Origin of the sequence: Rhodovulum sulfidophilum DSM 1374, from assembly GCF_001633165.1 — a bacterium.
Classification (GTDB): domain Bacteria; phylum Pseudomonadota; class Alphaproteobacteria; order Rhodobacterales; family Rhodobacteraceae; genus Rhodovulum; species Rhodovulum sulfidophilum.
Genome location: NZ_CP015418.1, coordinates 3,561,655 through 3,588,388, shown reverse-complemented (window position 1 = coordinate 3,588,388; position 26,734 = coordinate 3,561,655). Strand labels below are relative to the sequence as shown.

Genomic DNA, 26,734 nt, shown 5'->3' with positions numbered 1-26,734 from the left:
CATGGCCGGACGCTGGCTGGAAGAGTTTCGGGCGGGAGAGGTCATTCACCATGCCATCACCCGCACGGTGACCGAGGCCGACAATATGGGCTTCTCGGTCCAGACCATGAACCCGCAGCCCTTGCATATCGACCGTCACTTCGCCGAGGCGACGGAATGGGGGCAGCCGCTGGTGAATTCGCTTCTGACGCTTGGCATCATGATCGGGATCTCCGTTCACGAGACCACGCTCGGGACGACGCTGGGCAATCTCGGGATGACCGATGTCAGCTTCCCGGCGCCGGTCTTTCATGGCGACACGCTGCGGGTCGAGACCGAGGTGATCTCGGCGCGCCCGTCGCGGTCGCGGCCCGGGCAGGGGGTGGTGGTCTTCGAGCACCGCGCCCGCAAACAGGACGGAACACTGGTCGCGCAATGCCGCCGCTCGGCGCTGATGATGTCCAGTCTCGACAAGGAAGCGGTGTGATGAGGTCCTGGCTTTTCGTTCCCGGCAACCGGCCCGACAGGATCGCCAAGGCGCGCGGCCTGTCGGCGGATGTGCTGATCCTCGATCTGGAAGATTCGGTGGCGATCTCCGAAAAGGCCGCCGCGCGAACCTGCGTGCTCGAGGCGCTCCGCGAACCGCGCGGGGCGAGCCGGCTCTGGGTCCGGGTGAACCCGCTGCAGACGTCGGATTTCGAGGCGGATCTCGATACCGCGCTTGCGGGCGGCGCGGACGGGATCGTACTGCCGAAGGCCGAAAGCGGCGCCTGTATCCGGGCGCTGGGCGCGGCCTGCGCGGCGCGGGGGCAGGCCTGCCCGCCGGTGCTTGCCATCGCGACCGAGACGGCAGGGGCGATCTTCGGGCTCGGCAGCTATGCCGGTCTCTCCTCCAACCTCGCCGGGCTGACCTGGGGCGCCGAGGATCTGTCGGCGGCGCTGGGCAGCGCCAGATCGCGCGGGGAGGACGGGGCGCTGACCGGCCCCTATGCCCTGGCCCGGAACCTGACGCTTTTCGGTGCGGTGGCCGCAGAGGTGCAGCCCGTCGACACGGTCTGGACCGACATTCGCGATCTGGCGGGGCTCGAGGCAGAGTGCCTGGCGGCGGTCCGTGACGGCTTTACCGGGAAGATGGCGATCCATCCGGCGCAGGTCCCCATCATCAATCGCTGCTTCCGGCCCTCCGAGCAAGAGATCGAGGCGGCGCGCCGGATCGTTGAGGCCTTCGAGGCCGATCCCACGGCCGGTGTGGTGGCCATTGACGGCGAGATGATCGACATGCCGCATCTCAAGCGCTCGCGGCTGATCCTGCAGCGGGCAGGAGAGGCGACATGAGCGGGCAGGCTGTGCTTCTGGGCCGGGGGTTCTACTGGCAGGACATGACGGTCGGGGACCGGTATCGGACCTATGGCAGGACGGTGACGCCTTCCGACATCTCGGCCTTCGTCAATCTGGCCGGGATGATCGAGGTACTCTTCACCAATGCCGAATATCGCCGCAGCGAGGCAGCGATCAAGGGCAATCCCTCCCCCGGCGCCCTGGTCTTCGCCCTGGCCGAAGGTCTGGCGCTGAATGCGACGGCACAGGAAACCGGGCTTGCCTTTCTCGGCACGACCATGACCATCAAGGGCCCCGTTCTCGAAGGCGATACGATCGATGTCGAGATCGAAGTTCTCGAGGTCCGTCAGGAAAGCAAGGGCACCCGCGGCCTGGTGAAGACGAGGAACACGGTTCGGAACCAGCGGGGAGAGACCGTCATGGTCTACGAGCCTCTGCGGCTGATGCAGGGACGGTAAGCGCCTCCGTTTCCGGTGCTGTGTGGCTCGGGCCGCCAAGGCGATGCCCCCATCGGGGCAGCATGGGTCTTGTCCGTCCCGATCTCCGATGCCCGCCAGGCGATCCTGCCGGTTGTCGGGGGCCCGTTCCGCGTGACGCGCCCCCGCCGCTTTTGTCTTTCTCTGCGGCAAGGCTGCGTTTCATGGCGGCAGAGCGCTCACAACCGGAAGACCGGCCGGGTCAGCCCTTGCACCGTCGCCACTTCATGCCTGGCGGTGCGCTCTGCCTGAGCGCGGATGCGACGTGTGACCTGACGCGCCCCCGGCGGTCCAGGCCAAGGCCTCCGCCCGGCCACCGCTCTCGACCAGCCGTTTGAGGAATTCACTGGCCGCGGGGGTCAGCAGCTTGTCGCGCAGGTTGATCGCCCGGATCCCGCGCCGGAACGGGCGAAGCGCCATCGGAACCTCTTTCAGGCGGCCATCGGCCAGCTCCTGCGCCACCACGAAGCGCGACAGGACCGATATCCCGAGCCCGTGCAGCACGCCCTGCTTGATCGCCTCGGTCGAGGAAATATGCATCACCCGCCCCAGGCTGCTTTCGTCGCCCTGGATCCGGTCCAAAAGGAAGCTGCGCGAGGCGGAGGGGGGCGGTTTCATCAGGAACACATCCTGCGACAGGTCGGCCAGCGTTGCGGTCCTGAGCTTGGCGAGAGGATGCGCGGGGGGGACGACCAGCACCATCTCGTCATTGCAGATGTGGCGACACTGATAGCGGCGTTCATCCACCGCGATATGGTCCGAGAGGATCAGGAATTCGAGCTTGGCCGTGTCGAGCTCGGCAAGCAGCTGTGCCGAACTGGCGATTTCAAGCTCGAATTCCAGATCTGGCGCGGCCTGACGATAGCGCCCGAGAAAGGCCGGCATCAGGTAGATCCCGGTGAAATTCGACGCCCCGAAGCGGATCGTGCCGGCCAGCGGATCGTCCATCTGGCGCAGATGTTCGCTGGCTTCCTGAAGCGCGCCCACGGCCTTGCGCGCATAGTCGAGAAACAGAATGCCGTTCGCGGTCAGATGCATGCGCTTGCCGATCCGGTCGAACAGGGGCGCGTCGAGGCTTTGCTCGAGCCCGCGGATGCGGGCGCTGACGGCGGGCTGGGTGCAGTTCATCCGCGCCGCCGTTTCGGTCACATTCAGGCAGTCCGAAAGCTCCAGGAAGGTCTCGAGCTGGGCGATGTTCATCGCGATCCTCCCGCGTAAAATATAAAGATTTTCTATAAATAACGAAAAAACTATAAATTAGACAGATCCATCATTCACGAAGAAACTGCACGGACCGCTTCCGGCCCCGATTTGTCTCTCCGGTATTCACCCGGGAAGCGCGGGGGCGGAAAGACCCGGACGAGTGGGCGGCGCGCAGTTGTTTCCCGACCGCGCCCGCCCGGCAAATGAGGAGCCCCCCGTGCCCGTGCCTGTGCCCGAGACCCGAACCGAAACCGCCGCCGGTCCGTCCCCGAAAGGGCCGGGGCCGGACAAGGACAGGAAGGACACGCTGCTGCGCCGATACGGCATCTTTCTGGCCGCGGCCGTCTTTCTGGCGCTGTATCTGATGCCGAACCCGGCGGGGCTGGAACCCGAGGGGCAGAAGGCGCTTGCGGTCTTCTGCGGGGCGCTGACGCTTTGGGTCGCGGGCACGATCCCGATCTACCTGACCTCGATGATCGCCATCATCGCCCTCGCGCTGACCGGCACCGTCGGTGAAAAGACCGCTTTCGGAACGCTCGGTTTCAACGTGATCTGGCTGATGGTCGCGGCCTTCGTCCTGACCTCGGCCATGGTCAAGTCGGACCTCGCGCGCCGTTTCGCGCTCTGGATGGTCACCAGGTTCGGCGGCACGCCGACGCGGACGCTGGCGATCCTGGTGCTGATCAACTTCGTGATCGTCTTCTTCATCCCCTCGACGACCGCGCGTGCCAGCCTGATGGTGCCGATCTGCATCATCCTGCTCGAGATCTACCGGGCGGTCCCCGGCAAGAGCAATTTCGGCAAGCTTATGATGCTGCTGGGCGTGCAGGCCGATGCGCTTGCCACCTCGGGCGTGATGACCGGCACCGCCGCCAACATGATCGCCGTGCAGTTCATCTACGATCAGGCCGGTGGCGAGATCGGCTACATGGACTGGCTGCTGGCCGGCATGCCGATGGCGATGATGTCGATGTGTCTCACCTTCCTCGTCGGGCTGCGCCTGTTCCGTTTCAGCGACGAGATCGATTTCAGCCACGGCATGTCGAAGCTCGAGGAACAGCATCGCAGCCTCGGTCCGATCTCGCTGGCCGAGAAGAAGGCCATGGCGATCTTCGCGCTCACGGTGACGCTTTGGGCGACGGCGGATTACCAGGAGATCTGGTTCGACGGCTTTTCCATCTCGATCTACGTGACCGCGGTGATCGCCGCCGTGCTGTGCCTGATGCCGCGGGTCGGCCTTTTGGAATGGAAGGAGGCCAATATCAAATGGGACCTGATGATCTTCGCCGCCGGCGCCTATGCGGCGGGAAACGCGCTGGAATCGACCGGCGGGGCGGAATGGATGATCGGCGGTCTCGTGCGCGGGCTCGGGATCGAGGCCATGAGCACGGCAGCGGTCTATGTCGTCGTGATCTTCCTCAGCATGTTCAGCCACATGGTCTTCACCTCGAAGACGGTGCGCACGACCATCCTGATCCCCTCGATCATCGCGCTGGCCCAGACCTTGGGGCTCAACCCGGTGACGCTTGCGCTGGCGGCCTCCTTCACCCTGACCTACACGATCACCCTGCCGCCGCATTCCAAGGTCAACACGCTCTATTTCGCGACCGGCTATTTCAGCGTTCTCGAGCAGCTGAAATACGGGATCGTCACCTGCCTGATCGGCGGCACGGTGATCTCTGTCTCGGTGTTCACCTGGTTCAAGCTGCTGGGCTACGGCCTGTGAAGGCCTGCCGATGCGCGATCCGACCTTCAGGAAAGATGCAATCATGAGACTGATCCTTCTGCGCCATGGGGAAACCCTCTGGAACGCCGAGAAGCGCCTGCAGGGGCATGACAATTCGCCTCTGTCGCCGCGCGGCATCGAACAGGCCCGCGCCATCGTCCCGCGGCTTGGCGCGCTGAGCCCGGCGCGGGTCGTGACCTCGGATCTCGGGCGGGTGCGGCAGACGGCGGAAATCGTCGGCCATGCCGAGGCCCCCTCCGACGACCGGCTGCGCGAACTCGACATGGGTGAATGGACGGGGCTGCGCAAGGACGCGCTGATCGCCGAGCAGGCCGAGCTTTACAACGCCTGGCGCGCGGGCCGCTACACCCCCGCCGGTGGCGAGACCTGGGATGGGTTCGTCCGCCGGATCACCTCGGCCCTGAGCGACTGGCTCTATGCCGGTCAGGGCGATCTGCTGGCGATCGTCCATAGCGGTGTCGTGCGGGCCGCCTGTTTCGGGTTTCTGGGGCTGAAGCCCGCGCATCTTCTGCCGGTGGCGCCCGGCCATCTGACGATCCTCGATTTCGAGGATGTCCGGGATACGGCGCCGCCGCGTCTCGAGGCCTATAATCTTGGCGAATTCGCTCCCGACAAGAATGTCGCCGACTAGGTTCGGGGCCCGGTCGCGCCTTCGCCGATGAGGGGACGACATGTCCGGCGAGCCGGGCAGATCGGGTAGCGTCCTCCCCCGATCTGGCCGCGTCGGCAAGGACGGCCGGGGCGCTGCGTTGGCATCGCCCGGGGCGTGGATCTTGCGTCTCGGGACCGGCCGCCCGGGCTTCTGCCGATCACGATGAAAACCGATCCTCTGACCGGGCCTGGCGCGGGCATTCGCTGGCGAGGACCTGTCAGCCGCTTTCCTGTGCGAAGACCGGGTCGAGCAGGCGGCGGGCGCGGAACCTGCCCGCGCCGCCGACGGCATGCCCATCCGGTCGTCGCGATGGATTGTGCGCCGGTGGGAGGGGCGTGCTGGGGGGCTTGCCATCCGGGGGGCCGACCATGCTAGGCTCTGCCCCGGATCTCCGAGCGAAAGAAGGCCGGCCCGTGAAAAGACGTACCTTTGCCGTGATCGGTCTTGGCACTTTCGGCAGTACCGTGGCGACCGAGCTTGCGCGTTTCGGCAACCCTGTGATGGGCATCGATATCGACGAGAAGATCGTCGGCCGCTATGCCGACGTGTTGTCCGAAGCGGTGATTGCCGACGGACGCGACGAACTGGCCCTGCGCGAGGCCGGGGTCGGCAATTACGATGTCGCGCTGGTGGCCATCGGCGAGGATCTCGAGGCCAATATCCTCTGCTCGATGAGCGTCAAGATGCTGGGGGTGAAGACGATCTGGGTGAAGGCATTGTCCAAGACCCATCACCGGATCCTGTCGAAGATCGGCGCCGACCGGATCGTACTTCCGGAACAGGAGGTCGGCCAGCATATCGCGCAGATGCTGCACAACCCGCTGGTGCGCGATTATGTGAGCCTCGGCAACGGTTTCCACGTGGTCGACTTGACCGTGCCGGAACCGCTGGAGGGGCGGGCGGTCGGCGAGGTCAAGCTGCTCTCGGGCTATGATCTGCGGGCGCTGGGCGCGATGCGCGAGGGCGAGTTCCTGTCCTGCGAAAGCGGCGAGCTGGAACTGAAGACCGGCGACAAGCTTCTGGTGCTGGGCCGCCGCGCCGATTTGCGCCGCTTCGGCGACGACCTGCTGGACGAGGCCTGAGCCTATGGCGCCTTTCGCCGCGCTGCGCAGCGGCCGTTTCCTGCCGCCGCCGCTGGCCCTGATGCTGATCTATGCCGCGCTGATCGCGGCGGGCACCTTGCTGCTGAAACTGCCGGTGGCCCGGACCGTGGCGATGAGCTGGTCGGACCTGGCCTTCACCGCGACTTCGGCCGTGACCGTGACCGGGCTCGCGGTCCGCGATACCGGATCGGAATTCACGCTGTTCGGTCAGGCCGTGATCCTGGTTCTGATCCAGCTGGGCGGGCTCGGGCTCATGACCTTCGCGGTGCTGATCCTGACCATGCTGGGCCTGCCGGTCGGCATCACCCATCGACAATATCTTCGCGAGGACCTGAACCAGACCTCGATGAGCGGGCTGATCCGGCTGACCCGCACCATCCTGCGTTTCGTTCTGGTCTGCGAGGCGGCGGGCGCGGCTTTGCTGGCCGTGGTCTTCGTGCCCGAATTCGGCTGGGGGGACGGGCTTTGGGCCAGTCTCTTCCACGCTGTCTCGGCCTTCAACAATGCGGGCTTCGCGCTTTACCCCGACAGCCTGTCGGCCTGGGTCGGGCATCCGGTGGTCAACCTGACAGTGCCCGCGCTGCTGATCCTCGGCGGGCTCGGCTTTACCGTGATCGCCGACATGCAGCGCCGGACCGGCTGGCGCGGCTATACCGTCCATACCAAGCTGATGCTGGTCGGCACGCTCGCGCTTCTGGTCTGGTCGACCGCAAGCTTCGCCGCGCTCGAATGGCACAATCCGGCGACGCTGGGGCAGTTCGACCGGCTCTCGACCCGGCTCTGGGCCAGCTGGTTCCAGGCCGCGACCACCCGTACTGCCGGCTTCAACACTGTCGATATCGGCGGTCTGACCCAGGCCACGACACTGATCTTCATGACGCTGATGGTGGTCGGAGCGGGGTCGACCTCGACCGGCGGCGGCATCAAGGTCACGACCTTCATCATGCTCCTGCTGGCCACCTACAGCTTCTTCCGCCGCCATACCGCGATCGACGTCTTCGGGCGGCGTCTCGGGGCGGAACAGATCATGAAGGTGCTGGCCTTGTCGATGGTCAGCATGCTGACCGTTCTGGTCGCGCTGTTCGTGCTGATGCTGTTTCACGAGGGCGATTTTCTCGACATCGCCTTCGAGACGGTTTCGGCGTTCGGGACGGTGGGGCTGAGCCGCGGCATCACCGGCGATCTCGACACCGGCGGCCGCGCGGTGCTGATGCTGGTGATGTTTCTTGGCCGGGTCGGTCCGCTGACGCTGGGGTTCCTGCTGGCGGTCCGCCATCCGCGCCGCGTCTCCTATCCGGCCGGAACGGTCTATCTGGGCTAGCAGGCGGCCGATACCGACCGATGGAGACCATGCTGTCGGCCACCGCCATGCGTTTTGTGCTCTGTCATCGGTTGGGGGCTCGTCCGGGATACCGGTCGCGCAATGCCGGGCAAACAGCGATGCCAGTTTCCTTTCTGCGCCCAGCCAGGTCATGTCGACAAATGGCGGGGCGTTGCCGCGCTGTCGTTGTGCAAGACCCGGCAGGCGGGGAGCGATGCTCTCGAAGCGGGTGCGGGGGGGCTACGTGCTTGTGCTTGGCGATTTCGTCCATCTCCTGCCGCGCCCGAGCGGTGGATCCCGGCCAGCCTGCTGCAGGTCCTGTTTTCGGTTTGGCCCGGGCGACACCGCGGGCCCAAGACCGGTGGCGGTCAGGCAGCCCCGCGACCGGCGGCTGCGCAAGCAGATGTCGGGCAATGTCATGGGCCGCTACTGGGGCCCAGGGAGAGGTCTTGCCATGGCTCGCGGATAGCCGCTGTGCGGTCTCGGGGGTAGGCCGATGAACGCCTGGGCCGCGCGCAAGGCGTCCGGCCGAAACAAGAGGCCTCGTCGTCTGAGAACCAAGATCAGGGCGATCCCGTGTCGCAGAGTGCCGCTCGGCAAGTCCGGTCCTGCGCCCAAGCCCGCCCGGTCCCGCGAGGGCGCAGCCGCAATGGCTCTTGATTCTACCTCCGGTGGCTGCGCTGCCCCCTTCGCGATGCGGCCCATTCGCGCCTTGCCGCGGACCCGAGGATCGCGGCGCGAGGCTAGGCCGAGAGGTCACGTGGTCTCAGGTCCGAGCACATCCGCAAGGGGCCCCATGAGCCCTCGATATGGCAGATTACGATGCCGGAAGCCCCCATCAACCGGCGCAGAATGGTCGCCAGCAATTCGCGTCGGCCGCAGGTGGCATCACTGGATCAGCACGATCCGGGACGCCGGCACGGAGCGGTTCATCACCGCTCTGCGCGACCGTTTGCCGGGACCGGAGGCCTAGAAATCCTGCCATCCAGCGTCGTTGACGGCGCGTTTCGGCGGCTCGAACTCGGCGGCGGGGGTCGGCGCTGCCGCCGGGATGGCGGTCTCCGTGCGGGGGCGGACGGAAACGGTGGCGGCGGGTCCCTTCAGGCGGAACCGGGCGACGAGGGTCTGCAGATTGCCCGCCTCCTGCTTCATGGTCACCGCGGCGGCATTCGCCTCTTCGACCATGGCCGCATTCTGCTGGGTCACCTTGTCGAGCTCGTTCACCCCCACATTGATCTCGCCGAGGCCGACCGATTGCTCCTGCGCGCCGGTTGCGATATCGGCGATCAGCGCCGCGATGTTGCCCACCCGTTCGACGATGTCGGTCAGCGCCGCCCCCCCGCGGTTGACCAGGGAGACGCCGGTCTCGACCTGATCGGAACTGGCCGAGATCAGGGTCTTGATCTCCTTGGCGGCTTCGGAGGAGCGCTGGGCCAGCGCCCGCACCTCGGAGGCCACGACCGCAAAGCCGCGTCCGGCCTCGCCGGCCCGCGCCGCCTCGACGCCCGCATTCAGCGCCAGCAGGTTGGTCTGGAAGGCGATGTCGTCGATCACGCCGATGATCTGGTTGATCCCGTCCGAGGATTTCTTGATCTCCGACATCGCTCCGATGGCCTCCTTGACCACCAGGCCGGACTGTTCGGCATTACCGCGCGCCTCCCGCACGACATCCTCCACCTTGGCTGCACCCTCGGCGGCCGCGCGGACGCTGGCCGTCATCTCGTCCATCGCGGCCGCGGTCTGTTCCAGCGTCGCGGCCTGGTTCTCGGTGCGGCGCGAGAGATCGTCCGAGGCGCCGGAGATTTCCTCGGCGCGGGTGGTGATCTCGGTCGCGTTCTCGACGATTTCGCCCATCAGCGCGTTCAGCGTCTCGACCGTCGCGTTGAAATCCTGGCGGAGCTGTTCGTAGTCGTCGGCGAATTTCGTGTCGATGGTGCTGGTCAGGTCGCCCTCGGACAAGGACCGCAGCCCCGAGGCCAGATCGGCGACCACCCGCTCCTGTTCGCCGCGAAGCTGCTCCTGTTCCTTCTCCAGCTCGTTCTTCTCGAGCAGTCCCTCGCGCAGGGCCTCGACCGAGCCCGCCATGGCGCCGATCTCGTCGCGGCGCTCGCGACCGGGCACGGGTCTGGCGTAATCGCCCGCGGCCAGTTCATCGACCGCGACCAGCATCCGGGCAAGCGGGCGCCGGACCATCGCCATCGAGGCGAGGTAGAGGGTACCGAGCGCCATCGCCAGGATCAGGGCGCCGCCGGTCATGGTCCGGACGAATTCCGCCCGGACCGGAGCCGAGAAGACCTCGGCGGGGACATCGACCAGCGCAGCCCAGGTCGTGTTCATCCCCGGCGCCGTGAACGGATAGACCAGGCGGGTGGCGCCGTCGGGCATGTCGCGGATCACGCGCATCCGGCCATCTGCCAGCGCGGCCGAGATCAGCTTGCCCCCGTTTTCGTCATAAGGCTGGTTCAGGTCGGCGGGATCGGCACTGGCCAGCCAGTTGCCGCCCTGGCTTACCAGCATGGAACGGCCGCCTTCGAAGGCGGTCATGTCGTTCATCGTGGCGGTCAGATCGCCGAGCCCGATATCGACCCCCGCGATGCCCACGATCTGTCCATCGACGCGGACCGGCAGGGTGACGCTGGTCATCAGGAAGCCGCCCTCGCTCATATAGGGTTCGGTTATGCCGGAGCGGCCGGTCGACAGGGGCAGCGTATACCACTCGTTGTCGGTGTTGACGGTGAAGGTGGCATAGCTCAGCCCGCCGCTGTCGGACTTGTGCCACCAAGGGGCGAAGATGCCCTCGGGGTTCAGGCCGCCTTCGCCCGACAGCAACTGGTTGGTGGGGCCGTCCGGAATGCCGGCCATCCAGGCGCCGAAGATATTGTCGTACTGGCCGGGCACGCCTCCGATCATCGCGATGATGTCGGGCCGCGTGGCGCGGCCGGTCTCGATATAGCCCGCGAGCGCGCCGCCCATTGCGCTGCCGACCGAGGTGGCCTCGGTGATCTGGCCCGCGACCTTCTGGGCCAGCAGGCCGGCTTTTTCGGAGGCGAGTTCCATCACTTCTCGGTTGACCCGCTGCGAGGATTGCCAGCCGCTGTAGAGCGAATGCCCAAGAACGATCGCCGACACGGCCACCCCTGTGACAAACAGGAGCTTGCCCGAAACCGTTCCAAACAGATGTGCCACTTGCCGCCTCCGTATTGCATCCCTTCGGTCTTTGCGCTGTCTGTCTAAACAAGCGGTGAAGGGCTTCACGGCGATTGCCTAAAACTCGAAGAAACTCTGCCTTGGGCTAGATTCGCGGCACGACCGGGGCGGTCACTGGGCTTTGCTGTGACCGGGGGCGCTGGCCGAGGCCGTAGAGGATCAGAAAGCCCGCGCTGCAGGCCAGCACGGCGTCGACAAGGACGACATGGTTCGCCGTGCCGGGGACGGGCAGCAGATCGAGCAGGGCCGGGCGCCAGATCAGCAGGGCCGGCACCAGCAGCAAGGTCTGAACCGTCCGGGGCAGATGGGCGGCCAGCGCCAGGACAAGCGCATAGACGGCGAAGTCATAGCCCTTGTGAGCCGACACGAAGGCCCCGGCGAGGCAGGCTCCGGCCAGCATCGGTATGCTCCAGTCGCATTGCGCCGGGCGCCGCCGTGCCAGCGCCCGTCCGGCGGCGGCAGATATGACAAGCGCGACTGCCAGTATCGCGATCCCCCGCGGATGGCTCCGCCCCCAGTCGAGCAGCCCGGGCAGGCCGTAAAGCAGTTCGGCCCTCGCGAGCTTGCTTGTCGCGCTCCCTGCATGCACCTCCAGCGCATGCAGGTAGTCTGAAAAAATCTGCGGATCGGCGAGGGTCAGCGCCGCCGCGGCGAGAAGGACGAGACCGGCCAGCAGACCCTTGGCTCTGGCCAGCCGCGCGGGCGGCATCAGTACCGCCACGACAAACCAGATCAACGAGAGATGCGGTTTCAGCGAGCAGAGCACCGCGCCCGTCAGGAAGACAGCGGCGCGGCTGTCGCGAAGGCCGAGATGGACGAGGCAGATCCCGAGCGCGACCAGCACGCTGGGCTGACCCACATAGAGCGCGCCGGCGGTCCCGCCGATCGAGACACCCAGCGTCACCCAGCAGGCGCGTAGCAGCCGGGCCGGGCCGTCGACCGCTGTGACCCGGGCGACCTGCCACAGGGCCAGCGCAAGCAGCGGCACGGTCGCCGCACCTATCGCGCTCCAGTAAAGTCTGGCCCCGGCCTCCGGGAGCAGCCCCATCGGAAAGGACAGCAGAAAGATACCCGGAGGAAAGACGAATGGGGCCATATAGTCCTGGCTCAGGCTGTCGGCCCAGCAGGCGGTGAAATTGTCGATGTCATAAGGCGACATCCCGTTGAAAAGGCAGTTTGTCCCCGCGATCAGCCAGGCCGTGTCCAGATGCCGCGACGGTCCGTCCGCGAAGATGGCCTTCCAGAGCGTGACGCCGCAGCCGAGCATCACCAGGAAAACGGAGAGGCAGGTGAAAAAGATCTGCCGATGGCGGGGCAGAAAAGCGCTTTCTGACGGCATGAGCGATCCGGAAATGACTGATCTAAAGAGAACGGCAAAAACGCGACAAGGATGCACAACGCGGTATGTCCGATCAAGTTGAGAAAGGACCATTTGAGCAGAGGCCGGGGCACGTCGGGAAAGCACCGGGGGTGGGCGCCTCGTGATCCATGTCCTGGGGAGGGGCGCGTTACCGCTTTGGCGCGTGTTTCGCTTGGCGCCGAAAGCTCGGGGCGTCCCTCGATGCCGGGACATATGTCTTGCGAAACATGGGGAGGTCTTGCCCGGATCTTTCGACCCCCCCCCCCCACAGACTGGGGCCGAAAGGACAAGGGGGGCGAGGGTTTCCCGCGGTCACGATTTCCGTGCTCCGGAGCCGTCATGTTTTGATATGGTTCAGACGCCTTCGGTTCGATCTTTTGAAAGGCGAGGCTCTCATCGCGTTCCAAAGCCGGCAGCCGTGGCAGAGAGGGCGCGGTTTACCGAAGCGACCGCGCGCGCTTGCAGTTGTCGGTGCGCCGCGCGTTGAAAGCGGGCGAATACGCGGCGCCGGGCCGTGACGCCGCAGTGTTAGGCTTTCGCAGGGGGCAGTCAGGTGTCGAAAGGCGACGGGTCGTAGCGCGCTGCGGCGAGGTACAGCCCGTCGGGCGGGCAGACCGGGCCGCAGGCGGCGCGGTCGCAGGCCTCGAGGGCCGCCTTGACGTCTTCGGGGGCCCAGGCACCCGCGCCGACCCGTTCGAGCGTGCCGACGAAGCTGCGCACCTGATTGTGCAGGAAGCTGCGGGCGCGGACGTGAAAGCGGAACTCGCGCCCGCCGGGATAGTCCAGCTCCTCGATGTCGAGCGCGTCGAGCGTCTTGACCGGCGAGGCAGCCTGGCAGAGCGAGGCGCGGAAGGTGGTGAAATCGTGCCGTCCCAGAAGATGCCGGGCCGCCTCCTGCATCGGCGCCAGCGCCAGCGGATGGCCCACCCGCCAGATGTGGCCCTTGTCATGCACCAAAGGCGCCCGGCGCGAGACCAGCCGGAACAGATAGCGTCTTTCCTGGGCCGAGAAGCGGGCATGGAAATCGTCGGACACCGCGGCGCAGGCCACCACCGCGACCGGATGCGGTTTCAGGTGATGGTTCAGCGCCTCCGACAGGCGGAACGGGTCCCAGTCCTTCGCCATGTCGCAATGCGCGACCTGACCCAGCGCATGCACGCCCGCATCGGTGCGCCCCGCCGCCGCGATCGAGGGCAGGTCGCGTTCCAGCCGGGCCAGCGCCGCCTCGACCGCGCCCTGCACCGAGGGGCGGTCGGCCTGGCGTTGCCAGCCGGAAAACGGCCTGCCGTCATATTCGAGTTTCAGTGCATAGCGGGGCATGGCGCCCCGGTTACCGCGACAATCCTTCCTTGGCAATCGGGCCGCTTGGGGGCTGGCAGTGGCGGCGCTGCGTGATTAACTGTCACCCGGACTTCGAAAGGAGCAATCGTGCGCATCGGCGATCTTGCGGATGGAATGACACGCGGCGTCGAAGGCATCGCCGCCTCGGTCTCCGAGACCTTCATGGAACCCGTGCTGCGGTTGGGCGTGACCGGCCTGTCGCGCGCGGGCAAGACCGTGTTCATCACCTCGCTGGTGGCGAACCTGCTGGACCGGGGGCGGATGCCGCAGCTGCGCGCGGCTGCCTCGGGGGCGATCGTCTCGGCCTATCTGAGACCGCAGCCCGACAATACCGTGCCGCGTTTCGATTACGAGGCGCATCTGGCGGCGATGACCGGGTCCGAGCCGCGCTGGCCCGACTCGACCCGTGCCGTCTCGGAATTGCGGCTGTCGCTGAAGGTGCGGCCCGGCGGGCTTGGCAGCATCTTCGGCGCGGTGACGGGCCCGCGCACGATCCATGTCGATATCGTCGATTATCCCGGCGAATGGCTGCTGGATCTGGCGCTGATGGACAAGGATTATGCCGAATGGGCGGCCGAGACGCTGGGCCGGCTCGACCGGCGGCCGGGCTCGGACGGGTTCGTCGCGGCGCTGGCCGGGATCGATCCCGGGGCGGCCTTCGACGAGGCCACCGCACAGCTTCTGGCCGCGCGCTTCACCGAGGCGCTGAACATCGCGCGCGAGGCGGGCTTTTCCGATTGCACCCCGGGGCGGTTCCTGTTGCCGGGAGAGATGGCTGGCTCGCCCGTCCTGACCTTCGCGCCCCTGCCGGTGCCGGGCGGCAGCACGCCCCGCGGCAGCCTCTGGCGCGAGATGGAGCGCCGCTATGAGGCCTACAAGCGCGAGGTGGTCAAACCCTTCTTCCGCGATCATTTCTCGCGGATCGACCGGCAGGTGGTGCTGGTCGATGCGCTGGGCGCCATCCATGCCGGGCCCCGCGCGGTCGAGGATCTGCGCCGCGCGATGACCGAGATCCTCGGCGCGTTCCGGCCCGGGCGCAACGCCTGGCTCACACGCTTCCTGACGGGCAAGCGGGTCGAGAAGATCCTGTTCGCCGCGACCAAGGCCGACCATCTGCACCATTCCCAGCATGCCCGGCTGACCTCGATCATGCAGGCGCTGATGAAGGAGGCGCGGCGCCGCGCCGATTTCGCGGGTGCCGATACCGCCGCGATGGCCATTGCCGCGCTTCGGGCGACGGTCGAGGAAACCCGCGAGCAGCGCGGCGAAAGCTATGACTGCGTGCGCGGCACGCTGATGTCGACCGGTCGGCAGGCCGCGCTTTACCCGGGCGAGCTGCCCGAGGATCCGGCGCTGTTGCTGGAGCCCGCCCGCGAGGGGGCCGAGGACTGGCTCGACGGCGATTACCAGGTCATGCATTTCGCCCCGGCCCGGCTGACGATGAAACCGGGCGAGGGGCCGCCGCATATCCGGCTCGACAAGGCCGCCGAATTCCTGCTGGGAGATCGCCTGAGATGACCCGCCGTCCCGTTGTGTTCGACCTCGAGGACGAGGAAAGGTCCTTTGCGCGGCCTGCCCGAAATTCCGCCCCCCGGCCCGATCCGTTTTCCGATCCGCAGGAGGACGAGCCGCCGCGCGGTCCGGCCGACGCGCCGCCGGTGCCCGATGACGAGGACGAGATGGCGCCCGAGGGCCGGGCGATGAAGACCGTGGCGCTGCTGGCGTCGCGGCGTTCGTCGCGGCTCGCCCGGTTCTTCTGGACCTCCTTCGTGACGCTTCTTGGCTTCGTGATCTCGGTCGCGGCCTGGAATTTCGTGATCGGGCTCTTCCAGCGCAACGAGATCCTCGGCGCCGTGGCCTTGGGGCTGGTGGGGCTGGTCGTGCTGGCGGTGCTGTTGATTTCGCTGCGCGAGATGGCGGCCTTTGCCCGGCTCCGGCGGCTCGACACGCTGCATCGCGAGGCCGAGGCCGCGATCGGGGCCAATGACGTCAAGGCGGCGCGGGCGCTGGTCGACCGGCTGACGACGTTCTACCGGGCGCGCGAGGATACCCGCTGGGGCCGGGCCCGGCTGGCCGAGAAGCGCGACGAGCTGTTCGATGCCGACGGGCTGATGGGGCTGGCCGAGCGCGAGCTTCTGGCGCCGCTCGATGCCGTTGCCACGCGCGAGATCGAGGCGGCGGCGCGGCAGGTGGCGGCGATCACCGCCATCGTCCCGCTGGCGCTGGCCGATCTGCTGACCGCGCTGACCGCGAATCTGAGGATGATCCGCCGCATCGCCGAGATCTATGGCGGGCGCGGCGGGGTGCTGGGCTCGATCCGGCTGGCGCGGGCGGTGATGACCCATCTCGTCGCCACCGGCGCGGTCGCGGTGGGTGATGACATGATCGGTTCGATCGCGGGCGGGGGCATGCTGGCCAAGGTGTCGCGCCGCTTCGGCGAGGGCGTGGTGAATGGCGCGCTGACCGCCCGGGTCGGCGTCGCCGCGATGGAGGTCTGCCGCCCGCTGCCGTTCCGCGAGGCACGCCGGCCCTCGGTCAGCGCGCTGGTCAAGCGGGCGCTGACCGGCGTCTTCTCTCGCGCCGACGGCTGAGCGGGCGGGGCCCGTTAACCCTTGTTTGCTTGAGCGGGTACTCATCCCAGGGTAGAGTTGTGGCGGGCCCGGCGACTGGCCGGGCGATCCGGGGAGAGCCTGCCATGACCCATGCCGTTCCGGCCGCCCTGCTGGGGGCTGCCCTTGTTCTTGCCGCCGAGGGCGCGGCTGCCTCCACCGTCTACGGGATCGATTTTCCCGGCGGCGACATGTCCTTCGCCGACAGGGTCCTGCGTTTCTCGCCGGGCTTCGGCTTCGGGGGCGACGTGGCGCCCTGCAATGACGCCTCCCTCGCCCTTGGCGTGGCCTGGGCGGCGCCAGACCGCTATCTCGGCGAATGCAGCGGCTATGTCTCGCTGGGCGAGGGCGGCGAGCTGGTTCTGGGCTTTGCCGACAATTTCCTAGTGCCCTCGGGCGATGACGCACCCGATCTGCAGATCTTCGCGGGCGGCGATCATGACGAGCATTTCATGGCCTGGATCGGGGCCGGAACCGAGGAAAGCGGCGCGAGCTGGCATCAGCTGACGGGGCCGGCGGGTCCTGTCCTGTTCGGCGGCTCGCTTGGCTTCGACATCGACAGCCTGGCCGGGGTCGCGCCCGGGATGCGCTTCTCGCTGGTCGCGATCTACGACATGCCGCGCTATTGCAACCGCGAGACGGGGCGCATGGTCTACAGCGTCGGCGAGGCCTGCGGAACGGATAACCAGAATCTGCCCTATGACGGCCCCTGGGCCGGGGTCGACATCTACGGGCTGGGGGCGATCAGCACGGTTCCGGCGCCGGTGCCGCTGCCTGCGACCGGGCTGATGCTGGCCGCGGCGCTGGGCGGGCTGGCTGCGCTCCGGCGCCGCAACGGGTAACGGCGCTTTACCTCGGTCCGGGGCCTGTCTATAGAACCGGCATGCCTTGCCCTGTCTGGCCGATCCGTCGAATTACGGGCCCGGCGCTCTGATCCAGAGCGACCGGGCAAAGGCGCTTGACCCGTCGCGCCGAACTTTCCAGACATCAACAAGACCGTAATCCGGATCGCACTCCGAGGATTTTTGCCATGTGTGCCGAGACACCCGACTACAAAGACACCCTTTTCCTGCCCGAAACCGACTTCCCGATGCGCGCCGGTCTGCCCAAGCGCGAGCCCGACTGGCTGGAGCGCTGGGCCCGGATCGGCATCTACGACCGGCTGCGCGAGAAGGAGGGCAGGGCGCCCTTCACGCTCCATGACGGCCCTCCCTATGCCAACGGGCATCTGCATATCGGCCACGGGCTGAACAAGATCCTCAAGGACTTCATCGTCCGCAGCCAGCAGATGATGGGCCGGGACGCCCGCTATGTGCCGGGCTGGGACTGCCACGGCCTGCCCATCGAGTGGAAGATCGAGGAACAGTACCGCGCCAAGGGGCTCGACAAGGACAAGGTCGATGTCGTCGATTTCCGCCAGGAATGCCGCCGCTTCGCCGAGGGCTGGGTCGATGTCCAGCGCGAGGAGTTCAAGCGCCTGGGCGTCACCGGCAACTGGGCCGATCCCTATCTGACCATGGACTTCCATGCCGAGGCGGTGATCGCCGAGGAATTCATGAAATTCCTGATGAACGGCACGCTTTACCAGGGTTCGAAGCCGGTGATGTGGTCGCCGGTCGAGAAGACCGCGCTGGCCGAGGCCGAGGTGGAATATCACGACCATCAGAGCCACACGATCTGGGTGAAGTTCCCCATCGTTTCGGGCGCCTCCGAGGCGCTGGACGGCGCGCAGGTGGTGATCTGGACCACCACGCCCTGGACCATCCCGCAGAACCGCGCGGTCTGCTTCGGTCCCGGGATCGGCTATGGTCTTTACGAGATCACCGGCACGCCCGAGGAATGCTGGGCGAAGGTTGGCGACCGTTTCATCCTTGCCGATGCGCTGGCCGAAAGCGTGCTGGGCTCGGCCCGGCTGACGCCGGGGATGTGGACGCGGGTCGCCGATGTGTCCGCCGACGAGCTGGGCGCGCTGACGCTTGCGCATCCCTTCCGCGGCATCGAGGGAGGCAATGGCGAATGGGACTATGACGTGCCCATGCTGCCCGGCGATCATGTCACCGACGATGCCGGCACGGGCTTTGTCCATACCGCCCCCAGCCATGGCGATGACGACTATCAGATCGGGCTGAAATTCCGCCTGCCCATGACCCATAACGTCCTGGAAGACGGCTCCTACCGCGCCGATCTGCCGCTTTTCGCGGGGGCGCTGATCATCCGGCCCGACGGCAAGGAGGGCGATGCCAACCGCCGTGTCATCGACAAGCTGGTCGAGGCGGGCGCGCTGATCGCGCGCGGGCGGCTCAAGCACAGCTATCCGCATAGCTGGCGGTCCAAGGCGCCGCTGATCTACCGCAACACGCCGCAATGGTTCGCCGCCATCGACCACAAGCTGGATGACGGCATGGACACCTATGGCGACACCATCCGCGCCCGCGCCCTGGCCTCGATCGACCAGCTGGTGAAATGGACGCCGCAATCGGGCCGCAACCGCATCCATTCGATGATCGAGTCGCGCCCCGACTGGGTGCTGTCGCGCCAGCGCGCCTGGGGCGTGCCGCTGACCTGCTTCGTCAAGACCGGCACCAGGCCCGACGATCCCGATTTTCTGTTGAAGGATCCGGCCGTCAATGCGCGCATCACTGCCGCCTTCGAGGCCGAAGGGGCCGATGCCTGGTACGCGCCCGGCGCCAAGGAACGCTTCCTCGGCAAGGATTACAATGCCGAGGACTATACCCAGGTCTTCGACGTGCTGGATGTGTGGTTCGACAGCGGCTCGACCCATGCCTTCGTGCTGCGCGACCGCGCGGATGGTTCGGAGGACGGCATTGCCGATCTGTATCTCGAAGGGACCGACCAGCACCGGGGCTGGTTCCATTCCTCGATGCTGCAGGCCTGCGGCACGCTGGGCCGCGCGCCCTATCGCGGCGTGCTGACCCACGGCTTCACGCTGGACGAGAAGGGCAACAAGATGTCCAAGTCGCTCGGCAACACCATCGTGCCCGAGGAGGTCGTCAAGCAATACGGCGCCGATATCCTCCGGCTCTGGGTGGCGCAGACCGACTATACCAATGACCAGCGGATCGGTCCCGAGATCCTGAAGGGCGTGGCCGACAGCTATCGGCGGCTGCGCAATACCATGCGCTTCATGCTGGGCAACCTGGCGGGCTTCTCCGAGGCCGAGAAGGTGGCGCCGGCCGAGATGCCGGAACTGGAACGCTGGGTGCTGCACCGGCTGGCCGAGCTCGATGTGAAGGTGCGCGAGGGCTATGACGCCTACGACTTCCAGGGCGTGTTCCAGGCGCTGTTCAACTTCTGCACCGTCGATCTGTCGGCCTTCTATTTCGACATCCGCAAGGACGCGCTTTACTGCGATGCGGCCGACGGGCTTACCCGTCGTGCGGCGCGCACGGTGCTTGACATCCTGTTCCACCGGCTGACCACCTGGCTTGCGCCGGTCCTCGTCTTCACGATGGAGGATGTGTGGCTTTCGCGCTTCCCCGAGGATGCGGGCTCGGTGCATCTGCAGGATATTCCTGAAACGCCCGCCGACTGGCGCGACGAGGCGCTGGCCGCGAAATGGGCCGATATCCGCCAGGTGCGCCGCGTCGTGACCGCCGCGCTCGAGCTTCAGCGCAAGGACAAGGTCATCGGGGCCAGCCTCGAAGCCGCGCCGGTGGTTCATGTGCGCGATGCCGAGGTGCTGAAGGCGCTGAAATCGGTCGATTTCGCCGATATCTGTATCACCTCGGCGGTGCAGCTCAGCGGCGATCCGCGCCCGCAGGAGGCCTTCCGCCTGCCCGATGTCGATGGCGTCGGCGTGGTCTTCGAGAAGGCCGAGGGCGAGAAATGCGGCCGCTGCTGGAAGATCCTGCCTGATGTGGGGCAGCACGCGCATCCGCAGACCTGCGCCCGGTGCAGCGCGGTTCTGGGCTAGGCACGGTTGCGCAGAGGCGACGGCGCAACGGCATATGTCATCTCCGGGGGCCGCGCATCTGGCGGTCCCCGAAGATGGCGGACAGGCTCAGGCTTCCCGCGTCAGGCGTCCTGTGCCGTAAGCATCTGCTGCATCGCGGTGTAAAGCGCCTCTGCCTGGGTCGTGGCCTGGTCGGCCGAAGAGCCGGTATTGCTCAGGCTCGAGATGACGCCCTGCATGATCGATTCGGTCTGGCTGGGCGGCGGCGGGGGCGGCGGCGTGTCGTCGGCGACCTCGGTCCGCAGCTTCAGCGCAGAGGCGGCGTCGGTGTCGCTGGTGGTTTCCGACGTGTCGTCGGAGTTCCTCAGTGACAGCGTGGGGGACGCAGAGTCTTTGCTGTCTTCGATTTCCAGGCGGTCGAGACGCTTTTCTTCGGCGCGCCTGGATGTCGTGTCGGCAACCTCGGACGGCGGAGACGGCGGCGGAGGGCTTTGCCGCGCAGCGCCGAGCCCGGTAAGTGCCGAGCTGGTCATCGAGATATTCATGGCGGTCCTTTCCAGCAGTCGCAATGGGCCGGCGCCGTGTCGGGGGACACGGTCCGAGCTTATTCATTGAACACCGGAAAGGTGGATCAAATTGGACATGATCGGGGCATTTCTGCAAAGAACGCGCCGGGCGTCGGTCCGCTGCCTCCGCGCCGCTCAGGCCTTGGGGTGGGCGGCTTCGTAGATCTCCATCAGCCGCACGGTATCCACCGCGGTATAGGCTTGCGTCGTCGACAGCGAGGCATGGCCCAGAAGCTCCTGGATGGTCCGGAGATCGCCCCCGGCGGCCAGCAGATGCGTGGCAAAGCTGTGGCGAAGCGCGTGCGGCGTGGCCGAGGCGGGCAGCCCCAGCCGTGTGCGCGCGCCTTCCATCGCCCGGGCCACCAGGCGCGGGTTCAGGGCCCCGCCGCGGGCGCCGCGGAACAGGGGCGCGTCGGGGGTGGTCTCGAACGGGCAGAGATCGAGATAGGCGTCGACCGCCTGGCGCGCCACCGGCAGCGCGGGCACCAGCCGCTCCTTGCCGCCCTTGCCGCGGATCCTCAGCACCTCGGGCAGCGGCGCATCGCGGCCCTTCAGCCCCAGCGCCTCGGAAATCCTCAGCCCCGAGCCGTAGAGAAGCGTCGCGACCGCCGCGTCGCGCGCGGCGATCCAGGGCGCGGCCGGGGTCGTGCCGAGATCGGCAATCACCTCGCGGGCGGCCTCCTCGGCCAGCGGGCGGGGCAGCTTGCGGGTGAATTTCGGCGCCCGGACCGACAGCACCGCGGTCGGCTCGAAGCCCTCGCGCTTGCCGAACCAGCGGAAGAAGCCCTTCACCGCGGACAGCGCCCGCGCCAGCGAACGCGGCCCGAGCCCGCGGCCGCGCTCATGCGCCATCCAGGCCCGCAGATCGCGCAGCTCGACCCGCTTCAGCCGGGCCGGACCGGCGGGCTCGCCGTCATATTCGGCGAGAAAGCACAGAAACCGGCGCAGATCGGTGGCATAGGCCCGGATCGTGGCCTCGGACGCGCCGTCCAGCGCGCGCTCTTCGGCCAGCCAGGCCTCGAGCGCATCGCGCAGCGCCGGGCTGAGCGCGAGGCTCATGCCAGCCAGCGCCTGAGCACCCTTTCGACGGCTCCGGCGAAGAAATCCATCAGGTCGGTGCCCTGATTGGGGGTGAATTGCTGTGCATCGGCCGAGCCCAAGGCCAGCAGCGCGGGCTGCCGGGCCTCGCCGAGATCGAGCGTCAGCACCGCCTCGGAGCGCAGCGCGTCCGCGCCGGCGCCGTAGACCTGCTCGCAATGGGGGGGCGTGCGGCGCAGCACCACCCGACGCGGCGGCCGGTTGGTGCCGTTGCCGGCATAGCTGCGCGCAAAGCCGGCGCTCATGATCCGCACCGCGTCCCCGGGCGCGGCCCGTGCCGCCTCGGCCCGGTCGCCGTCGGTCTCGAGCACCAGCCGCACGCAATCGACGCGCAGGGTCGCCGCCAGATCGTCGTCCAGAAGGCTCAGCAGGGTCTCGAAATCGGGCGCTTCCAGCAGGCGCAGCACGGCGCGGTGGATCTGGTTGGTGCCCGCGAGATTCTCGTAGGCGGCGGCAATGACGGAACGGTGGGTCTCTTCCAGCCGGTCGAGCCGCGCCTCGAGCCGTTCCATCGCGATGCCGCGCAGATCGACGATATTGTCGCCCATCATCTTGTCATTGGCCGCGACAAGGGCGCGCATCAGGTCCGGGTCGTCGAGGATCACCGTGGGTTCGTCGATGATCCTCGCGCGAAGATCGTCCGCTATCGCGGCGGTGCTGCTCATGTTTCCTGCCTCATGGGTGTCGTGTTTTGCGGCAGGATACACCAGGCTCAGAGGATTTTCTGCCCCGTTTTTTGCCAGTCGGCCATGAAGGCGGCGAGCCCCTTGTCGGTCAGCGGATGCGCGGCCATGGATTGCAGCACCGCGGGCGGGGCGGTCACGACATCGGCACCGATCTTGGCGGCCTCGCTGATATGGTTGACCGAGCGGATCGAGGCGGCGAGGATCTCGGTCCTGAAATCGTAGTTGTTGTAGATCGTGCGGATATCGGCGATCAGGTCCAGACCGTCGAGGTTGATGTCGTCGAGCCGGCCGATGAAGGGCGAGACGAAGGTGGCACCGGCCTTGGCGGCAAGGATCGCCTGCGCGGCGGAAAAACACAGCGTGACATTGACCATGTGCCCTTCGCCGGAAAGCGTCTTGCAGGCCTTCAGCCCGTCCCAGGTCAGCGGCACCTTGACCGCGATGTTCGACGCGATCTGCGCCAGCTTGCGGCCTTCCTCGATCATCGCGGCGGCCTCTGTCGCCACCACCTCGGCCGAGACCGGGCCCTCGACCAGATCGCAGATCTCTTTCGTGACCTCGAGGATGTCGCGGCCCGATTTCTGGATCAGCGACGGGTTGGTGGTCACGCCATCCACGATCCCGAGGTCGTGGAGTTCGCGGATCGCCTCGATATCGGCGGTATCGACGAAGAATTTCATGGAAGAAGCCTCCCCGGGCCTTGCTGCAATCTGTCGCGGAGGTGATAGCCGATGCGGGGCCGGGCTGAAACCCCGCCCGAAGCCCTGGCCGAGTGGGGCGTTGCGATGAGAGAGGTTTTTCCCGAAGGGGCACGGGTGGGCGTGCTGACGGCGCAGCCGCTGGGCCATGTGCTCGATTATCTGGCGCCCGAGGGCGGCTGCGGGCTGGGCGATTATGTCGAGGTGCCGCTGGGCCCGCGCCGGGTGATGGGCGTGGTCTGGGGGCCGGGCGAGGGCAGCTTCGATGCCGCAAAGCTGCGCCGGGTGGGCCGCGTGCTCGACGCCCGGCCGATGCGGGACGAGATGCGGGCCTTCCTGACCCGGGCCGCCGATTACACGCTGACGCCCTTGTCGCTGATGCTGCGGCTGGCGACCCGGACGCCGGGGCTGGGCGAGGCGCCGGGCGCGCTGCGCGTCTATCGCCGGGGCGAGGGCCAGCCCGATCGGATGACGGTCCCGCGCGAGCGGGTGCTGGAGGTGCTCGAGGCCTTCGGCGGACTGTCCTTCACCCTGTCCGAGCTGGCGACCGAGGCCGGGGTTTCGACCGGGGTGGTCAAGGGGCTGGTGCCCTCGGGCGCGGTGCTGGAAGAGGATCAGCCGCGCGACCGGCCCTATCCGCGGCTCGATCCCGCGCGGCCCGGCAAGGCGCTGGCGGGCGATCAGGCCGAGGCCGCGCAGACGCTTTGCGCGGGGCTTGCCTCGGGGGCCTATGGCACCACGCTTCTGAAGGGGGTGACCGGCTCGGGCAAGACCGAGGTCTATCTCGAGGCCGTTGCCGAATGCCTGCGGCAGGGCCGCCAGGCGCTGGTGCTCTTGCCCGAGATCGCGCTGACCGCCGAGTTCCTGACCCGGGTCGAGGCCCGTTTCGGCGCGCGCCCTGCCGAATGGCATTCGGGCGTGACCTCGGTCGAGCGGCGCAGGCTGTGGCGGATGGCGGGCGAGGGGGGCGCGCAGCTTGTGGTGGGGGCGCGCTCGGCGCTGTTCCTGCCGTTTCAGGATCTTGGCCTGATTGTCGTCGATGAGGAACATGACAGTTCCTACAAGCAGGAAGAGGGGGTTCTCTACAATGCGCGCGACATGGCGGTGCTGCGGGCCTCGCTTTGTTCGGCACAGGTGGTTCTGGCCTCGGCCACGCCGTCGCTGGAAAGCTGGGCCAATGCCGATGCCGGGAAATATGCGCGGCTCGACCTGTCCTCGCGCTTCGGCACCGCGACCCTGCCCGAGATGCAGGCCATCGACATGCGCGCCGAAGAGACCGCGCCCGGGCGCTGGATCTCGCCCGCGCTCGAGGCGGCGGTGCGGGCGCGGCTGGGGGCTTCGCGGCAGTCGCTTCTGTTCCTGAACCGGCGGGGCTATGCGCCGCTGACGGTCTGCCGCGCCTGCGGCCACATGATCGGCTGCGAGCATTGCGATGCGCGGATGGTCGAGCACCGCTTCCAGCGGCGGCTGGTCTGCCATCAATGCGGCGAGAGCCGTTCGATCCCCGAGGCCTGCCCGTCCTGCGGCGTCGAGGGCAAGCTGGCGCCGGTCGGACCGGGGGTCGAGCGGCTGGCCGAAGAGGCGGTGGCGCTGTTTCCCGAGGCGCGGGTCGCGGTGCTGTCCTCGGACCTGTTCGGCTCGGCCCGCGCGCTCAAGGCCCAGATCGAGGCCATCGCGGGGGGCGAGGCCGATATCATCATCGGCACCCAGCTTGTCGCCAAGGGCCACAATTTTCCGCTGTTGACGCTGGTCGGCGTGATCGATGCCGATCTGGGCCTGCAGGGCTCGGACCTGCGCGCGGCCGAGCGCACCTTCCAGCTGATGCGCCAGGTCGCGGGGCGGGCCGGGCGCGGCTCCGAGCGGGGGCTGGCGCTGTTGCAGACCTATCAGCCCGAACATCCGGTGATCCGCGCGATCCTGACCGGCGACGAGGAAGGCTTCTGGCGCGCCGAGGCGGAAGAACGCCGCGCGGCCGGGGTGCCGCCCTATGGAAGGATGGCGGGGATCATCCTGTCGGCGCCCGAGGCAAGGCCTGCCTTCGATCTGGGCACCTGGCTGGCGCGCAATGACGGTGCGCTGCGGCGGGTCGGAGCGCAGGTCTTCGGCCCGGCGCCCGCGCCGGTCGCGCGGATCCGCGGCCGCCACCGGGTCCGGTTGCTGGTCAAGGCGCCGAAGGGCGTGCCGCTGCAGGCCGCCATCTCCGACTGGATCGCGCCGGTCAAGCTGCCGCCGAACCTGCGGCTCGCGGTCGATATCGACCCGCAAAGCTTCATGTGAGGCTCAGACCGGACGCGCGGCCCCGGTCGGCCGGTCGAGAAGGTAATCGGTCGCCATCGCGCCGAGCCACATGCTGAAAAGCGCAAGCCAGGCGGTGCCCGCGAAGATCGAGGCGCCGGTCACGCCCGCGCCGATGGAACACCCGCCCGCCAGCATGCCGCCGAAACCCATCAGCGCCGCCCCGATCATCGCCTTGCGCATGTTGACCTCGGATTCGAAGCCCTGCAGCCGCAGGTCGCCGCCGATCCAGGCGGCGGCGAAGGCCCCCAGGAACACGCCGGGCACCAGCCCGATGTCGAATTGCAATAGCGCCGGGCGTTCGAGGAAGAACATCAGCGTGTTGGCCGAGGGGCCGGTGAAGGTCAGGCTCTGCACCTGGACCGGGTCGAAGGCGACCTGCGACAGCCCGAAGGTCAGCACCCAGCCGACCGCGACGGCAAAGCCGACCCCAGCCCCGAAGACAAGCTTGCGAAACGAGATCCGGTTGCGCCGCGCCAGATACAGGGCCAGCACCGCGATCACGAGGCCGATCCCCAGCCCGCCCTCGCGCGGCAGCCCCAGCTCGCGCAGAAGATCGCTGTTGCGCCCGCCCGCCGTCACCCAAAGCGCCGCGATCCGGTCGCGCAGCGGCGCCAGCCAGCCATGCAGGCTCATTTGCCCGACGACGGCGAAGATCAGCCCCGAGACCACCGAGCGCAGGTTGCCGGTCGCGGCCAGCACCAGCAGCCGCCCGGCGCAGCCGCGCGCCAGCACCATGCCGATGCCGAAGAGAAGTCCCCCCGCGATGGCCCCCGACCACGAGCCCGGCACCGCCATGATCCGCGCATCGCCCGAGCGCATCAGGCCCGACAGCTCGGCCGCCTGCACCCAGACCAGCGCGGTCGAGAAGCACAGAAGCCAGACCGCCAGCCGGGCGCCAAGCTGGCCGCGCGCGACCTCGACCGCCGCCGCGCGCAGGCAGAAGGCCGAGCGTTGCGCGGCAACGCCGAAGAGGCCGCCGGCGATCAGCCCGAACAGGGTGGCCGTCGGCCCCTCTCCGAACCGGTCCACCAGTTGGACGATATCCATGCAGGTCTCCTCTCTCCCCTCAGGCGGTTTTCTGCGTCGGCCCGGCCCCGCCCGCCTTGATCTGGGTCACGGCCGGAGCGGGCGGGAAACGT

The 26,734-nt window shown here is 67.6% G+C and carries 21 protein-coding genes; 12 read left to right on the top strand and 9 right to left on the bottom strand.

The window, feature by feature from the left end; genetic code table 11:
* Nucleotide 1 precedes the first annotated feature (1 nt).
* The 3 genes from A6W98_RS16725 to A6W98_RS16715 are packed head-to-tail and all read left to right on the top strand — an operon-like array spanning nt 2 to nt 1,775.
* Entirely contained in the window at nt 2-466 is a 465-nt protein-coding gene (locus A6W98_RS16725) for a MaoC family dehydratase (RefSeq protein WP_042463436.1), read from the top strand.
* Nucleotides 466-1,314, top strand: coding sequence for an HpcH/HpaI aldolase/citrate lyase family protein (locus tag A6W98_RS16720; RefSeq protein ID WP_042463434.1), 849 nt, complete (start codon nt 466-468; stop codon nt 1,312-1,314). The genes A6W98_RS16725 and A6W98_RS16720 overlap by 1 nt, the downstream gene beginning before the upstream one ends.
* Nucleotides 1,311-1,775, top strand: coding sequence for a MaoC family dehydratase (locus tag A6W98_RS16715; protein ID WP_042463431.1), 465 nt, complete (start codon nt 1,311-1,313; stop codon nt 1,773-1,775). Before A6W98_RS16720 ends, A6W98_RS16715 begins: the two co-directional genes overlap by 4 nt.
* Nucleotides 1,776-2,018: 243 nt before the next feature.
* Here the strand turns inward: A6W98_RS16715 and A6W98_RS16710 are convergent, their stop codons facing one another.
* Nucleotides 2,019-2,993: a LysR family transcriptional regulator gene (locus A6W98_RS16710; RefSeq protein ID WP_063490948.1), complete on the bottom strand. Its 975-nt coding sequence runs from the start codon at nt 2,991-2,993 to the stop codon at nt 2,019-2,021.
* 220 nt (nt 2,994-3,213) lie between these two features.
* Between A6W98_RS16710 and A6W98_RS16705 the strand changes: the two genes are divergently transcribed.
* From A6W98_RS16705 to A6W98_RS16690, 4 genes are all read left to right on the top strand, one after another.
* Entirely contained in the window at nt 3,214-4,722 is a 1,509-nt protein-coding gene (locus tag A6W98_RS16705; RefSeq protein WP_196760202.1) for an SLC13 family permease, read from the top strand.
* Between the two features lie 43 nt (nt 4,723-4,765).
* On the top strand, nt 4,766-5,374 hold the full coding sequence (locus A6W98_RS16700) for a histidine phosphatase family protein (RefSeq protein WP_042465307.1): 609 nt from the start codon (nt 4,766-4,768) through the stop codon (nt 5,372-5,374).
* A 434-nt stretch (nt 5,375-5,808) separates the two neighbouring features.
* Nucleotides 5,809-6,477 (top strand): potassium channel family protein, encoded by a 669-nt coding sequence (locus A6W98_RS16695; protein WP_319801163.1) that lies wholly within the window; start codon nt 5,809-5,811, stop codon nt 6,475-6,477.
* Between the two features lie 4 nt (nt 6,478-6,481).
* Entirely contained in the window at nt 6,482-7,819 is a 1,338-nt protein-coding gene (locus A6W98_RS16690; RefSeq protein WP_042463425.1) for a TrkH family potassium uptake protein, read from the top strand.
* A 969-nt stretch (nt 7,820-8,788) separates the two neighbouring features.
* On the opposite strand, the gene A6W98_RS16685 is transcribed toward A6W98_RS16690, so the two are convergent.
* The 3 genes from A6W98_RS16685 to truA all read right to left on the bottom strand — a co-directional run bounded on the left by A6W98_RS16685 (nt 8,789) and on the right by truA (nt 13,706).
* Nucleotides 8,789-11,005: a methyl-accepting chemotaxis protein gene (locus A6W98_RS16685; protein WP_042463424.1), complete on the bottom strand. Its 2,217-nt coding sequence runs from the start codon at nt 11,003-11,005 to the stop codon at nt 8,789-8,791.
* A 106-nt stretch (nt 11,006-11,111) separates the two neighbouring features.
* A complete protein-coding gene (locus A6W98_RS16680; protein ID WP_042463421.1) occupies nt 11,112-12,365 on the bottom strand; it encodes a glycosyltransferase 87 family protein in 1,254 nt (417 codons plus the stop codon).
* A gap of 570 nt (nt 12,366-12,935) precedes the next feature.
* A complete protein-coding gene (gene truA / locus A6W98_RS16675; RefSeq protein WP_042463419.1) occupies nt 12,936-13,706 on the bottom strand; it encodes a tRNA pseudouridine(38-40) synthase TruA in 771 nt (256 codons plus the stop codon).
* A 108-nt stretch (nt 13,707-13,814) separates the two neighbouring features.
* On the opposite strand from truA, the gene A6W98_RS16670 reads away from it, so the two are divergent.
* The 4 genes from A6W98_RS16670 to ileS all read left to right on the top strand — a co-directional run bounded on the left by A6W98_RS16670 (nt 13,815) and on the right by ileS (nt 20,270).
* On the top strand, nt 13,815-15,245 hold the full coding sequence (locus tag A6W98_RS16670; RefSeq protein ID WP_042463417.1) for a YcjX family GTP-binding protein: 1,431 nt from the start codon (nt 13,815-13,817) through the stop codon (nt 15,243-15,245).
* Nucleotides 15,242-16,318, top strand: coding sequence for a YcjF family protein (locus tag A6W98_RS16665; protein ID WP_042463415.1), 1,077 nt, complete (start codon nt 15,242-15,244; stop codon nt 16,316-16,318). The genes A6W98_RS16670 and A6W98_RS16665 overlap by 4 nt, the downstream gene beginning before the upstream one ends.
* Nucleotides 16,319-16,422: 104 nt before the next feature.
* The gene (locus A6W98_RS21710; protein WP_042463412.1) at nt 16,423-17,178 is read left to right on the top strand and encodes a VPLPA-CTERM sorting domain-containing protein; all 756 of its coding nucleotides are present in this window, start codon (nt 16,423-16,425) and stop codon (nt 17,176-17,178) included.
* 188 nt (nt 17,179-17,366) lie between these two features.
* Nucleotides 17,367-20,270 (top strand): isoleucine--tRNA ligase, encoded by a 2,904-nt coding sequence (gene ileS, locus A6W98_RS16655; protein ID WP_042463410.1) that lies wholly within the window; start codon nt 17,367-17,369, stop codon nt 20,268-20,270.
* 101 nt (nt 20,271-20,371) lie between these two features.
* On the opposite strand, the gene A6W98_RS16650 is transcribed toward ileS, so the two are convergent.
* From A6W98_RS16650 to fsa, 4 genes are all read right to left on the bottom strand, one after another.
* Nucleotides 20,372-20,794, bottom strand: a complete 423-nt coding sequence (locus A6W98_RS16650) for a hypothetical protein (protein WP_042463408.1) — start codon at nt 20,792-20,794, stop codon at nt 20,372-20,374.
* A 156-nt stretch (nt 20,795-20,950) separates the two neighbouring features.
* Nucleotides 20,951-21,874 (bottom strand): tyrosine recombinase XerC, encoded by a 924-nt coding sequence (locus A6W98_RS16645; protein ID WP_042463406.1) that lies wholly within the window; start codon nt 21,872-21,874, stop codon nt 20,951-20,953.
* On the bottom strand, nt 21,871-22,578 hold the full coding sequence (locus A6W98_RS16640) for a DUF484 family protein (RefSeq protein WP_042463403.1): 708 nt from the start codon (nt 22,576-22,578) through the stop codon (nt 21,871-21,873). The genes A6W98_RS16645 and A6W98_RS16640 overlap by 4 nt, the downstream gene beginning before the upstream one ends.
* A gap of 47 nt (nt 22,579-22,625) precedes the next feature.
* The gene (gene fsa, locus A6W98_RS16635) at nt 22,626-23,279 is read right to left on the bottom strand and encodes a fructose-6-phosphate aldolase (RefSeq protein ID WP_042463401.1); all 654 of its coding nucleotides are present in this window, start codon (nt 23,277-23,279) and stop codon (nt 22,626-22,628) included.
* 105 nt (nt 23,280-23,384) lie between these two features.
* Between fsa and A6W98_RS16630 the strand changes: the two genes are divergently transcribed.
* Nucleotides 23,385-25,574, top strand: a complete 2,190-nt coding sequence (locus A6W98_RS16630; protein WP_042465306.1) for a primosomal protein N' — start codon at nt 23,385-23,387, stop codon at nt 25,572-25,574.
* Nucleotides 25,575-25,577: 3 nt separating this feature from the next.
* On the opposite strand, the gene A6W98_RS16625 is transcribed toward A6W98_RS16630, so the two are convergent.
* Entirely contained in the window at nt 25,578-26,642 is a 1,065-nt protein-coding gene (locus A6W98_RS16625; protein ID WP_042463399.1) for a YeeE/YedE family protein, read from the bottom strand.
* Nucleotides 26,643-26,734: the final 92 nt, after the last annotated feature.

Coding starts and splice junctions, on each gene's coding strand:
- A6W98_RS16725 (WP_042463436.1), top strand. CDS start 2: ATGGCCGGACGCTGGCTGGAAGAGTTTCGGGCGGGAGAGGTCATTCAC.
- A6W98_RS16720 (WP_042463434.1), top strand. CDS start 466: ATGAGGTCCTGGCTTTTCGTTCCCGGCAACCGGCCCGACAGGATCGCC.
- A6W98_RS16715 (WP_042463431.1), top strand. CDS start 1,311: ATGAGCGGGCAGGCTGTGCTTCTGGGCCGGGGGTTCTACTGGCAGGAC.
- A6W98_RS16710 (WP_063490948.1), bottom strand. CDS start 2,993: ATGAACATCGCCCAGCTCGAGACCTTCCTGGAGCTTTCGGACTGCCTG.
- A6W98_RS16700 (WP_042465307.1), top strand. CDS start 4,766: ATGAGACTGATCCTTCTGCGCCATGGGGAAACCCTCTGGAACGCCGAG.
- A6W98_RS16690 (WP_042463425.1), top strand. CDS start 6,482: ATGGCGCCTTTCGCCGCGCTGCGCAGCGGCCGTTTCCTGCCGCCGCCG.
- A6W98_RS16680 (WP_042463421.1), bottom strand. CDS start 12,365: ATGCCGTCAGAAAGCGCTTTTCTGCCCCGCCATCGGCAGATCTTTTTC.
- truA (WP_042463419.1), bottom strand. CDS start 13,706: ATGCCCCGCTATGCACTGAAACTCGAATATGACGGCAGGCCGTTTTCC.
- A6W98_RS16665 (WP_042463415.1), top strand. CDS start 15,242: ATGACCCGCCGTCCCGTTGTGTTCGACCTCGAGGACGAGGAAAGGTCC.
- A6W98_RS21710 (WP_042463412.1), top strand. CDS start 16,423: ATGACCCATGCCGTTCCGGCCGCCCTGCTGGGGGCTGCCCTTGTTCTT.
- ileS (WP_042463410.1), top strand. CDS start 17,367: ATGTGTGCCGAGACACCCGACTACAAAGACACCCTTTTCCTGCCCGAA.
- A6W98_RS16650 (WP_042463408.1), bottom strand. CDS start 20,794: ATGAATATCTCGATGACCAGCTCGGCACTTACCGGGCTCGGCGCTGCG.
- A6W98_RS16645 (WP_042463406.1), bottom strand. CDS start 21,874: ATGAGCCTCGCGCTCAGCCCGGCGCTGCGCGATGCGCTCGAGGCCTGG.
- A6W98_RS16640 (WP_042463403.1), bottom strand. CDS start 22,578: ATGAGCAGCACCGCCGCGATAGCGGACGATCTTCGCGCGAGGATCATC.
- fsa (WP_042463401.1), bottom strand. CDS start 23,279: ATGAAATTCTTCGTCGATACCGCCGATATCGAGGCGATCCGCGAACTC.
- A6W98_RS16630 (WP_042465306.1), top strand. CDS start 23,385: ATGAGAGAGGTTTTTCCCGAAGGGGCACGGGTGGGCGTGCTGACGGCG.
- A6W98_RS16625 (WP_042463399.1), bottom strand. CDS start 26,642: ATGGATATCGTCCAACTGGTGGACCGGTTCGGAGAGGGGCCGACGGCC.